Origin of the sequence: Mesorhizobium sp. C395A (assembly GCF_030323205.1) — a bacterium.
Taxonomy (GTDB): Bacteria; Pseudomonadota; Alphaproteobacteria; order Rhizobiales; family Rhizobiaceae; genus Mesorhizobium.
On record NZ_CP100473.1, the window covers coordinates 3945042 to 3957525 of the forward strand.

Sequence of the window (12484 nt, forward strand, 5' to 3'; positions counted from 1 at the left end):
TTGCATGTTTTTTCGGTGCCGGCCTTACTTGCCGGCTTCCATCGTGTCGACGGCCTTCTTCAGATTGGCGTCGGGGATTTCGACCTTGGCGGCGCCGCGCAGCTGCTTGACCAGTGCGAAATACTTGTCGCGGATCACCGCCTGCTTGGCCTGGTCCTTGACGTCGTCGAAGGCCGGCGGCTGTTTGGTGCGCTTGTCCTCGAGCTTGATGACGTGCCAGCCGAATTGCGTCTGCACCGGCTCCTTGGTGTATTTGCCGATTTCGAGCGCAACTGCCGCCTTGTCGAATTCCGGCACCATCTGCCCCGGGCCGAACCAGCCGAGATCGCCGCCATTGGTCTTGCCCGAGGGATCGCTGGTATGCTCGTTGGCGAGCTTCTGGAAGTCGGCACCGCCATCGAGCTGCTTGATAATCGCCTCGGCCTCTTCCTTCGTCTTCACGAGGATGTGACGGGCATGAATCTCATTGACCGGCGGCGTGCTGGCGATTTCCTGGTCGTAGCGGGCGCGCACCTCGGCATCGGTAACCTTGTCGACGACGCCCTTCTCGACCATCTCGCCATGCAGCGCGCGCTGCTGCAGGAACGCCATGCGGCGCTGGAATTCGGGATCCTTGTCGAGCCCGGTAGCGACCGCCTGGGCGGCCATGACGCGGATTTCGATGGCTGCCGAAAGGGCGGCGGCGCGGCGCTGCTCGGGTGGCAACTGCGAGAACTGCTGCGACAGCTCGCCCTCGGCAAGCCTAAGGTCCGCCTCGGTCAGCTTCTGGCCATTGACGGTAGCGATGACGGCGTTCGGATCGACGGGGGCTGCCGCCGGCGCTGCTGCGGCAGCGGCCGGGGCGGGAGCGGCTTCCTGGGCCATCAGCGGAGACAGCGACAGGGCCGACAGGCCGAAAGCCAAGCCAAGGCTGGCGAGCGACGCACGGCGAAACAGTAAGGACATCAAGATTAACTCCAAGGGGGATTGGTAGGGCTTGCAGATCAGCCGGATTGTGGCGGAATTTGGCGCTGCCCATAGGGCTAACGCGGCGTTGACATCAGTTGAGCCCCCTCTTATCTGTCCAACGACTTTGCGTCCAGAACCGTTTTCCGGGCGCTTTTTGTGTTTGTCCGCGTTTCACGCGGAATTGATGGGGCCGGCCGGCGCTCATCTCAAAATTGAGAATTCTATCGAAAGGACCATCGGATGGTCAGTCTCGGCGGTCTCGCCCGTAAGGTTTTCGGTTCCTCCAACGATCGTCGCGTAAAATCGACCCGGCCGCGTGTCGAGGCGATCAACGCCATGGAAAACGAGATGCGGGCGCTGTCCGACGCCGAGCTTCAGGCCCGCACGGAAAAATTCCGCCTGGATATCGCCAACGGCGCTACGCTCGATGACCTGCTGGTGCCGGCCTTCGCCACCGTCCGCGAGGCATCCCGCCGCGTGCTCGGCATGCGCCCGTTCGACGTGCAGCTGATCGGCGGCATGGTGCTGCACAATGGCGGCATCGCCGAAATGCGTACCGGCGAGGGCAAGACCCTGGTCGCCACCCTGCCCGTTTATCTCAACGCGCTTGCCGGCAAGGGCGTCCATGTCGTCACCGTCAACGACTACCTTGCCACCCGCGACTCCGAATGGATGGGCCGCGTCTACAAATTCCTCGGCCTCTCGGTTGGCGTCATCGTCCATGGCCTGTCCGACGAGGAACGCCGCGTCGCCTACGCGTCCGATGTTACCTATGCCACCAACAACGAGCTCGGCTTCGACTATCTGCGCGACAACATGAAGTATGAGCGCGCGCAGATGGTGCAGCGCGGCCACAATTACGCGATCGTCGACGAAGTCGATTCCATCCTGGTCGACGAGGCGCGCACGCCGCTGATCATTTCCGGTCCGCTCGAGGACCGTTCGGAAATGTACAACACCATCGACGCCTTCATGCTGCAGCTCGGCCCGGCCGACTACGAGATCGACGAGAAGCAGAAGACCTCGATCTTCACCGAGGAAGGCACCGAGAAGCTGGAAAACCTGCTGCGCGCGGCCGGCCTGCTCAAGGGCGAGTCGCTCTATGACGTCGAGAACGTCGCCATCGTCCACCACGTCAACAACGCGCTGAAGGCGCACCGGCTGTTCCAGAAGGACAAGGACTACATCGTCCGCAACGACGAGATCGTCATCATCGACGAATTCACCGGCCGCATGATGCCGGGACGCCGCTATTCGGAAGGCCTGCACCAGGCGCTCGAAGCCAAGGAGCATGTGGCGATCCAGCCGGAAAACCAGACGCTGGCCTCCGTCACCTTCCAGAACTATTTCCGCCTCTACAAGAAGCTGTCCGGCATGACCGGCACGGCGCTGACCGAGGCCGAGGAGTTCGGCAACATTTACGGCCTCGAAGTCACCGAGATCCCGACCAATCTGCCGGTCATCCGCAAGGACGAGGACGACGAGGTCTACCGGACGGTCGAGGAGAAGTACAAGGCGATCGTCAAGGAGATCAAGGAAGCGCGCGCCAAGGGCCAGCCGACGCTGGTCGGCACCACCTCCATTGAAAAATCCGAGCAACTGGCCGAGCGCCTGCGCAAGGAAGGGTTCAAGGATTTCGAAGTGCTGAACGCCCGCCATCACGAGCGCGAAGCGGCCATCGTCGCCCAGGCCGGCAAGCCCGGCGCCATCACCATCGCCACCAACATGGCGGGACGCGGCACCGACATCAAGCTCGGCGGCAACGCCGAGATGCGCATCGAGGACGAACTGGGCGACATGCCTGCTGGTCCCGAGCGCGAGGCGCGCGAAAAGGAAATCATTGCCGATGTCGAGCGCCTGAAGGAAAAGGCGCTAGCCGCCGGCGGCCTCTACGTGCTCGCCACCGAGCGCCATGAATCGCGCCGCATCGACAACCAGCTCCGCGGCCGCTCCGGCCGCCAGGGCGACCCCGGCCGTTCGAAATTCTTCCTGTCGCTGCAGGACGATCTGATGCGCATCTTCGGCTCCGAGCGCATGGACGGCATGCTGCAGAAGCTTGGCCTCAAGGAAGACGAGGCCATCATCCATCCGTGGATCAACAAGGCGCTGGAAAAGGCGCAGAAGAAGGTCGAAGCGCGCAACTTCGATATCCGCAAGAACCTGTTGAAATACGACGACGTCTCGAACGACCAGCGCAAGGTGGTGTTCGAGCAGCGCATCGAATTGATGGACGGCGAAGGCCTGTCCGAGACGATCGCCGAGATGCGGGAAGGCGTCATCGAGGAGATCGTCACCAAGAACATCCCCGAAAACGCCTATGCCGAGCAGTGGAACGTCGCCGGCCTCAAGGCCGAGGTCGCCGAATTCCTCAATCTCGACCTGCCAGTCGAGGACTGGGTCAAGGAAGAAGGCATCGCCGAGGACGACATCCGCGAGCGCCTGACCAAGGCCGCCGACGCCGCCGCCAAGGAGCGCGCCGAGCGCTTCGGCCCCGACGTGATGAGCTATGTCGAACGCTCGGTGGTGTTGCAGACGCTCGATCATCTGTGGCGCGAGCACATCGTCAACCTCGACCATCTGCGTTCGGTCGTCGGCTTCCGCGGCTACGCCCAGCGCGATCCGCTGCAGGAATACAAGAGCGAGGCGTTCGAGCTGTTCCAGGCGCTGCTCGGCAATCTGCGCCAGGCCGTCACCGCGCAATTGATGCGGGTCGAACTGGTCCGCCAGGCCGCCGAAGCACCGCCGCCCGAAGCGCCTGAAATGTTCGGCAGCCACATTGACGGCACCACGGGCGAGGACGATTTCGAGGGCGGCGAGACCGCACTTCTGGTCCGCCAGGAGAGCAACGCCATCGTCGCTCCCGAAGACCGCGATCCGAACAACCAGGCGACCTGGGGCAAGATCGGCCGCAACGAAGCCTGCCCCTGCGGCTCCGGCAAGAAATACAAGCACTGCCACGGCGCGTTTGCCTGATTTCGACGGCTAGGTCGGCGGGACAGCACCCCCCTCTGGCTTGCCGGCCATCTCCCCCTCAAGGGGGGAGATCAGCAGTTGCGGCGCTCTGACTTCTTTCAACTTCGACAATTGGCGAAAGCCGCGATGACAGCCAATCTCCCCCCCTTGAGGGCATAGGCGCTAAGATAGGTATTGCCCTGCGGAATCGGGTGTGATTCTACACTGCGATGACACACGAATCGCTTGTTGATGACGGCTGGGCCGAGACGATTGAGCTTCTGGGCGGCGAAGAGTTGATCGCAGGAAGTGCCCGCGAGACGAAGGCGTTCCTGCGCCCGCGCGGCGTCAGGTCGGCGAGCGACCTGTTGCGCCTGACACTGGCTTACTGCCTTGGCAAGGTTGGCATGCGGGGCGTCGTGGCCTGGGCGGCGGCGAGCGGGATTGCCGACATTTCAGACGTGGCGTTGCTTGGCCGGCTGCGCAATGCAGGACCATGGCTGCAGCAGTTGATTGGGCACCTTTTGAAGCGCGAGGATGCAGGTTTGGCCAAAGGCCGACTGGTTCGCATCCTCGATGCGACAGCGGTTGCCAAGGCCGGTGCGTATGAGAAGAAGAACAATGGTCTTTGGCGCATGCACTGCGCCTTCGAGCTTGAGCGCGAGCAGTTCGACTTCCTCGAGATCACCGATCAGAGCGAGGCCGAGTTGATCGACCGCGTGCCGGTGGTGCCGGGCGAGATCCGCATCGGTGACCGCGCCTATCTGCAGGCCGAGCGGATCGCCAAGGTGATGGCGCAAGGCGGCGATGTTGTTGTGCGCGCGTCGTGGAAAAACGCGCGATGGCTCGACGCCAACGGCAGGGCGTTCGATCTCATCGGCTACCTGGAGAACTGCCGGGAGGAAGTCTGCGAAACGCCTGCCCGGCTGGCACTCAAGAAGGGCGAGCCTGTGAAGATGCGCCTGATCGCCTTGCGCAAATCCGAGGCCGCGGCACAAGAAGCGCGGCGCAAAATCAACAAGGAAGCCAGGGCCAAGGGCAACAAGGTTCAACCGCAGACGCTGATTGCGGCCGGCTTCGTCCTGCTTGTGACCTCGCTTGACCGGGAGGAGTTTCCCGCCGATACGGTCCTCAAGCTCTACCGCATGCGCTGGCGCATCGAACTCGCCTTCAAGCGTCTGAAGAGCCTGATCGGGCTGCGCTCTCCTCCCGCCAAGGACCCAAGGATCGCAAAGCCTTGGATCCTTGCACACTTCCTCATCGCGCTTGTGACCGAACCCCTCTCGCAGGAGTTGGGTGTCTCTCCCCCTTGAGCGACGGGCGCCCGCTACTGTGGCGCGCAACCCGCCAGATCGTCGCCTCTCTGATCGCGACCATCTTTACTCAACCTTCCTTGGCGGCCCTGCGCCAAAATCTCCATGCCTTGCGATATCGCTGGCGCGAACCACCACGAAAGCGCAAGTTTCAGTCCATGCCAAAGCTATCTTAGCGCCTATGCCCTTGAGGGGGAGATGTCCGGCAGGACAGAGGGGGGTGCGAAGGATCGCGACTTCTCGGTCCAACCCTCGTCAAAACCTTACAACAACCCCGAATCGCGCGCGGTCGCTGTCGCCTCGCCGCGCGACACCGCATCCAGCTTGCCCAGCACCGCCGAGACATGGTGATCGACCGTCTTTGGCGAAATCGTCAATTGCTCGGCGATCCGCTTGTTGGAGAGACCACGTTCGATCAGCTGCAGCACCTGCATCTGGCGCAAGGTGAGGCCGGCGAGGTTGGCGCGCGTCGAGCGGCGCGGGCCGCGGGCGATGCCGCCAACGCCGTTCTTGCGCATGATATCGCGCAGGCGCTGGGCTGCCGGCCTTGCCCCCAGGCCGTCGAAAATATCCAATGCCAGCCGCTGCCCCTCGTCGTCGCCGAGGATGAGCGCCAGTCCGCGCTCGTATGGCGCATTCAATTCGGCCCAGAGTGCCGAAGCCGAACGCCAGTCGCCGGCTAGAAGCAGCCGGTATGGTGTCGCCATGTCGGCGGTGTCGCCGGCCGGCATATCGGGAGAGAGCAATGTTCGCCACAGCGCCAGCTCCCCTACATGGGCACGCGAGCGAACCGGCGTTTCGGCGCGGGTGATCAGCGCCAGCGCCTCTTGCCTGTCGGCCAGGCCCAGCCATGCCTGCTCCGCCATCAGCGCCGCGTAAGAGCTCAGCATCTGCAGCTCGCCGCCGCTTCCAACCAGGCGCGCCAATTCGGCGAACAAGGGCTGGGCCGAGGGATCGCCGCGCCTCAGGCGCAGTTTCGCCAGGGCCAGCAGCGCCGGAAACCGGCCCACGGTCGTTGTCCGCTCATTGTCGATGACATCGCTTGCCGTCGCGGCGGCCTCATCCCATTGGCCCTGGCGCAGCTGCACATCGGCCAGCATGCCCCTGAGATAGTCGCGCCAGGTGCCGAGGTCGTTTTCGGTGCAATAGTGGATGCCGCTCTCCAGCACCGGACGCGCCGCGTCGTAGCTCATCTGGGTGATCTCGAAACAGGCGCGGTTGGTGAAGGCGCGCGCGGCATGCTCCTGGAAATTGCCCTGGAGCGCAATTTCAAGGCTTTGGTCGAGGCGCAGGCGTCCCGCATCCGGATTGAGCCACTGCTCGACGCAGCCGACATTGTTGAGGGCATGCGAGGCGATGTCGGGACGGTTCATGCGCGCAGCCAGCGCCGCTGCCTTCTCGCCATAGAACAGCGTGTCCTCCACCCTCTCCGACAGCATCGCCAGATGTGAGAGGTTCGAATAGGCCATGGCGAGTTCCGGACCGGCGGGCGCCGCTTCCAGCATCGCCACCGCTTCGGCGCCGAAGGCGGCCGCCGCCTCGCGGTCATCGCCCATTTCGCTCAGCCGGGAGAGCCATCTCAGGCTGTCGCCCTCCTTCAGCCTGTTGCCGTCGGCCTGATGCAACCGGCGCGCCTCGCCCTGCGCCGCAAGCGCGTCGTCGATCTTGCCGATGAGATGGCACTCGAAGGCATGGCTTTCGTAGAGCGCGGCGCGCTCGATCACCGGCAGGCTGTCGGCCTGCCGCAAGGCGATCTCGTAATAGCCGGCGGCATCGCGATGGGCGCCGACGCGCGACGCCTCGCGCGCGGCGATTGGCGCAAGTTCGCGCACCGCCGCCAGATTATGCGCCTCGACCGCATGATGCACCAGGCGGCCTGTGGAGACGTCGCCATTTTCGAGCAGTGCCGCCAGCGCACGCTGGTTGAATTGCCGCCTGTGCGACGTCGTCAGCATCATTTCGATGGCGCGCCGCGCGATGTCGTGGCGAAAGGCGTAGCCGTCGCCCAGATCGTCGAGCAGGCCGTTGGCGACACACTCGGCCAACTGGCCGGCGCTGGCGACGCCGCACAGGCCCTGCAGGGCCCAGGCGTCGGCGCGGCGCGGGAACACCGACACCGCGTCGAGCATGGCCCGGGCGCCAACCGACAGCCGCTCGGCCCTTGCCAGCACGGCGTCGCGCACGCTTGCCGGCAGCGCCATTTCGTTTTCGGCGCACAACAATTCGGTGACGAAGAAGGCATTGCCGGCGGTCGCCCGGTAGATGGCGTCGCCGTCGCGGCCGGCCGCATCGGCGAGCGACAGCACGGCCGCCTCGCTGAGCAGCGGCACGTCGATGCGCGCCACGCTGCCGGCCGGGATTTCGCCCAGGGCGCGGCGCACCCGCATCTGTCCCTCGCTGCGGTCGGTGCGCGCCGTGAGCAACAGCAGGATGTGGGTGTTGGCGATACGCCGGCTGAGGAAGCGCACGAAATCGAGCGTCGCATCGTCGGCCCAGTGCAGGTCTTCGATCACCAGCAGGCTCGGCCCCTTGGCTGCAAAAGCGTCGAGCGCATCGGAAAACAGCGGCAGTCTCTGCCCATGCCGGGCGTCGATTGCGCGCGGCAGCGCCCATTGCGCCTCACGGGCCAGATCGTAGAGCGGCCCCAGCGGATCGGGGATCGACAGATCCTCGCAGGCGCTACGCAACATTGCCGCGCTTTGCCCGACACGGGCCGCGAATGCCTCAACAAGCGCCGTCTTGCCGGCGCCGGCCTCCCCGGCCAGCACGGCGATGCGGCCATGGCCGCGTATTGCATCGCCAAGCAGTGTCTCCAGCTGCTGCAGCTGCATCTGCCGTTCCAGAAGCATCATTGTCATCGTCTCACAGGATCGGAGTTTTCCCACCATGGCGGGCCGCTCACGATTAGCCCGTGAAGAAAGCGCCGCAATGTGACTTTGCACACATTGCCGTGCCTCTTTCCACAAAGAACGACGCCAATATAGGGAATCGTCCCGCCAAATATGGGGAATCGTTCCGATGCGCGGGCCGGGCCGGCGTGGTCAACGTCCAGCAGCGCTCCGATCGAGCGTGAACCAATGGAAAAGGAAACCTTCCATGCCTCGCTACCTGATTGAACGCACATTTCCGGACGGCCTCAACATACCGATGACCGATATCGGCGCCAGCGCGGTGGGCGGCGTCGTCATGCGCAATGCCGAAAAGGGCGTCACCTGGATCCAGTCCTTCGTCACGCCCGACAAGAAGCACAGCTTCTGCATCTACGACGCGCCGACGCCCGAAGCTATCCGCAGCACCGCTCAGAAAAACTCGCTGCCGGTCGACAAGATCACGGAGGTGCGGGTTCTTGACCCTTACTTTTACCTCTGATCCTGCGTTCGGTCGCCACGATGATGAGCATCAAACTGTCCTTCGCGGCCGTGGCGAACTGCCTGATGGCCTGCCGCTCGGTGGAATCGGGCCTGTCCTGGGAAAGACCGTCCGGCCAACCTCCGTGCTCGGCCGTCTATGGCGGTTCGCGTCGAAGCTGCCTGCGTATCTGTCTGAAAGGCGGCGCCTGCCCCCGGAAGGCGACTATCTGAGGCGCGACATCGGGCTCTCGGAGCGGGAAGCCCCGCAGGAATATTGGCAACATTACTTTTGGGATCGTTGATTTTGCTGAATTTTTAGCGCGGCGGTCAAAGCTCGGCAACCGAAGCGGCATATCCATCGCACAGCCGGCACGGACAAAACTGTCCCCAATCCTTAAACCACGCCAGCGGCGTTTCGGCATCGGCCGCCGTCGCCTCGAGCGTCAACAAACGAACGGAAGACCATGACCATAATTCTTTGGACGACACGCTTCGCGGCTTTCGCCGCCATCTCGATCGCGGCGGGTGCGGCCGCCCAGGCGCACGACGCCAACCTGCTGGCCGAAAAGGTGCGCGCCGCCAACAGCCGCTTCGAAAATGTGGCAACCGCCACTGCCGAAGGCTATGCCCCCATCCCTTGCGCCAGCGGCATCACCGGCGGCGCCATGGGCATCCACTATGTCAACGGCGCCTATCTCAAGGACGATGCCGTCGATGTCGCCAAGCCCGAAGCGGTGATGTACGAGCCGACGGCCGACGGCAGCCTGAAGCTGATAGCGGTCGAATACATCACCTCGAAGGGGCCGGCCTCGCTCGAAGGCCAGCTGTTCAACTTCAACAGCGCCCCCAATCGCTACGGCCTCGGCCCGTTCTACGAACTGCACGTCTGGGCATGGAAACAGAACCCGACGGGCGCCTTCGCCGACATGAACCCGAACGTGTCCTGCGACGCGATGAAGGGGATGTAACGCTCCGACACCTCCGGCACCGGACACACCCGGTGCCTGGCCATCCCCCTTGGCGGGGGAGGGGCGAGCGAAACGCCGACCGGCTCCCCAGTCTTCCCCGGCGTTCGCTCGCCTTCTATTATGCCCCGGTATACGATGACGCACCTTGCACACGCGGCCGTCCTTGGCCCCTCGGCGCACCCGCACCTGCCCACCCTTTCTTAAGGTGTTTCGGATACATCGAAAGCTTGAAAAGAGGCGGAAAACGGAGAGACATCGGGGTGCGGTTTTCCGCGGCGACGACGGCCGGGCGGTTCTTGCCGCAGCGCTTGGCGCTGCGCATGGGGCCGCTGCTTGGCCGGATCGATGCGGTGCTGTTCACCGCCGACGAGCGCGGCGAAGCCGGGCGCATGTCGCTGATCGCCTTTGCCATCCGCATCGTCAGCGCCGTCATCGCCTTCATCAGCCAGGTGCTGATGGCGCGCTGGATGGGCTCGTTCGAATACGGAATCTTCGTCCTCGTCTGGGTGACGATGGTCATCGTCGGCAACCTCGCCTGCCTCGGCTTCCACACTTCGGTGATCCGCTTCATCCCCGAATACCGCGAACGCAACATGCTCGCCGAACTGCGCGGCATCGTGGTCGCCAGCCGCCTGTTCGTGCTGATTGCCTCGACCGCGATCGCCGGGCTTGGCGCACTGGGCGTCTGGCTGTGCGCGAACTGGATCGAGAGCTACTATGTAATGCCCTTCATCCTCGGCCTGTTCTGCCTGCCGATGATCGCCATGGGCGATCTGCTGCAAGGCCAGTCACGCGCCAATTCCTGGGCGTTGTTTGCGTTGTCGCCGACCTATCTGGTGCGGCCGGTGCTGATCCTGGCGCTGATGGCGCTGATGCTGGCAATGGGCTATGCGCCCGACGCCAGGACAGCGATCTTCGCCTCGATCACCGCCACCTACGTCACCACGCTCGGCCAGCTCATCGGCGTGACCACACGCATGGGCAGGAATATCCCGGCCGGGCCGATGAAGGTGCATTTCGCCGAGTGGTTCATCGTCTCGCTGCCGATCTTCCTGGTCGAGAGCTTCTTCTTCCTGCTCACCAACGCCGACGTGCTGATGGTCGGCGCCTATCTCCAGCCCAATGACGTCGCCGTCTATTTCGCCACCGTCAAAACGCTGGCGCTGGTGCATTTCGTCTATTTCTCCGTCAAGGCCGGCGTCGCCCAGCGCTATGCGCAGTTCACCCATGGCGAACCGGAAAAGCTCGCCGCCTTCGCACGCGAGACCGTGTCGTGGACGTTCTGGCCCTCGCTGCTTATGGCGCTGCTGGTGCTGGCGCTCGGCGAACCGATGCTGGTGCTGTTCGGCCCCGAATTCACCGCCGGCTATCCGCTGTTGTTCCTGCTGGTGTTCGGCGTCGTGGCGCGCGCCGCCGTCGGCCCGTGCGAAAGCCTTCTGACGATGAGCGGCAACCAGAACATCTGCGCCGCCGTCTATGCCATGACGCTGGCCTTCAACATCGGTCTCAACGTGGTGCTGATCCCGTTCTTCGGCCTGTGGGGGGCGGCGATCGCCACCAGCCTCGCCATGGTCTTCGAGGCCAGCGCCCTGTCCTTCACCGTCTGGCGCAAGCTCGGCATCGTCATGCTGATCTTCGTGCCCGCCGCCAAGGGAGATGCCTGATGGCCGCCATCCCGCTGATCGAGGAAACCAGCGGCGGTCCGGCCGGCGCCATGGTGTCCGGCCTTGCCGGCCTGGCGCGCGACGCCGATCCGGCGCATCTCGAGATCCTCGCCAGCAACCGGCCGCTGCGCAAGCTGGCGATCTATCCGGCTTCGGCCGGCTTCGAGCTGGTCGAGGAACTCGACTTTCTGTGCACCCGCACGATCGAGCCCAACGTCTTCTTCAACCCGCGCTTTCTTGCGCCGGCCATGCCCCGGCTGGAAGATCGCGAGGTCAAGCTGGCGGTGATCCGCGACGGCGACGAATACCGCAACCGGCTGCGCCTGCTGGTGCCGTTCTCGGTCGAAAGGCCGGCCGTGCCGCTCGGCGTTCCGGTGATGCGCACCTGGTCGAGCCCGTTCGGCCCGATCGGCACACCGCTGGTCGACCACGACGACCCGATCGGCGTCGTCGAGGATTTCTTCGGCATGCTGTCGCGGCCGCATCTCAAGCTGCCGAAGGTCTTCGTGCTGCCCGACATGCGCCTCGACGGCCCATTGGCCAGCGTGCTGGCCACCGTTGCCGAGACGCGCGGCCTGACGATGGTCACCACCGGCAAGGCGGACCGGCCGGTGCTCGAAAGTACGCTCGACGGCGAGGCGTATCTGAAGGCATCGCTGCGCGCGCACCACTACCGCGAATTCCGCCGCCTAAAGCGGCGCCTGGGGGATCTCGGCAGGCTGGAACATGTCGTGGCGCGGGGACCGGACGAAATCCGCCACGCCATCGAAAGTTTTTTGACGCTGGAAGCCGCCGGCTGGAAGGGCCGCGAGCGCACCGCCATGGCCATCGACCGCTACCGCGCCGCCTTTGCCCGCGAAGCCGTGCACCGGCTGGCCGAGCACGACATGTGCCGCATCCATTCGCTGACGCTGGACGGCCGCACGATCGCCTGCCTGGTCGTCTTCGTCGAGGCCGGCGTCGCCTACACCTGGAAGACCGCCTATGACGAGACGCTGGCGACCTATTCGCCGGGCACGCTGTTGATGATCAAGGTGACCAGGCAGCATCTCGACGACCCCAACATTATGATGACCGATTCCTGCGCCGTGCCCGACCATCCGGTGATGAGCCGGCTGTGGAGCGAGCGCAAGCCGATGGGCTCGCTGGTGATCGGGCTGACTCCGGATGCCGACCGCCTCGCCCGCCAGGCAGCCTCGCAGTTGCATCTCTACCGCGAGACCCGCAACATGGCCCGCCTGCTGCGCAACCGCGTGAAGAGTTTGCTGGGACGGCGATAGCCACTGGAT

At 64.4% G+C, this 12484-nt stretch carries 8 protein-coding genes; 6 read left to right on the forward strand and 2 right to left on the reverse strand.

The window, feature by feature from the left end; genetic code table 11:
• Positions 1-24: 24 nt before the first annotated feature.
• The gene (locus NLY37_RS19255) at positions 25-945 is read right to left on the reverse strand and encodes a peptidylprolyl isomerase (protein ID WP_023743057.1); all 921 of its coding nucleotides are present in this window, start codon (positions 943-945) and stop codon (positions 25-27) included.
• A gap of 243 nt (positions 946-1188) precedes the next feature.
• On the opposite strand from NLY37_RS19255, the gene secA reads away from it, so the two are divergent.
• Entirely contained in the window at positions 1189-3921 is a 2733-nt protein-coding gene (gene secA, locus NLY37_RS19260) for a preprotein translocase subunit SecA (RefSeq protein ID WP_023743056.1), read from the forward strand.
• A 209-nt stretch (positions 3922-4130) separates the two neighbouring features.
• Positions 4131-5213: a transposase gene (locus tag NLY37_RS19265; protein ID WP_286440127.1), complete on the forward strand. Its 1083-nt coding sequence runs from the start codon at positions 4131-4133 to the stop codon at positions 5211-5213.
• 263 nt (positions 5214-5476) lie between these two features.
• Here the strand turns inward: NLY37_RS19265 and NLY37_RS19270 are convergent, their stop codons facing one another.
• Positions 5477-8065: a helix-turn-helix transcriptional regulator gene (locus tag NLY37_RS19270; RefSeq protein WP_286440128.1), complete on the reverse strand. Its 2589-nt coding sequence runs from the start codon at positions 8063-8065 to the stop codon at positions 5477-5479.
• 244 nt (positions 8066-8309) lie between these two features.
• On the opposite strand from NLY37_RS19270, the gene NLY37_RS19275 reads away from it, so the two are divergent.
• From NLY37_RS19275 to NLY37_RS19290, 4 genes are all read left to right on the forward strand, one after another.
• The gene (locus tag NLY37_RS19275) at positions 8310-8582 is read left to right on the forward strand and encodes a DUF4242 domain-containing protein (RefSeq protein WP_023673765.1); all 273 of its coding nucleotides are present in this window, start codon (positions 8310-8312) and stop codon (positions 8580-8582) included.
• A gap of 445 nt (positions 8583-9027) precedes the next feature.
• The gene (locus NLY37_RS19280; RefSeq protein WP_023742868.1) at positions 9028-9531 is read left to right on the forward strand and encodes a hypothetical protein; all 504 of its coding nucleotides are present in this window, start codon (positions 9028-9030) and stop codon (positions 9529-9531) included.
• Positions 9532-9791: 260 nt separating this feature from the next.
• Positions 9792-11195 (forward strand): lipopolysaccharide biosynthesis protein, encoded by a 1404-nt coding sequence (locus NLY37_RS19285; RefSeq protein WP_023742869.1) that lies wholly within the window; start codon positions 9792-9794, stop codon positions 11193-11195.
• Positions 11195-12475, forward strand: a complete 1281-nt coding sequence (locus NLY37_RS19290) for a GNAT family N-acetyltransferase (RefSeq protein ID WP_023731050.1) — start codon at positions 11195-11197, stop codon at positions 12473-12475. Before NLY37_RS19285 ends, NLY37_RS19290 begins: the two co-directional genes overlap by 1 nt.
• Positions 12476-12484: the final 9 nt, after the last annotated feature.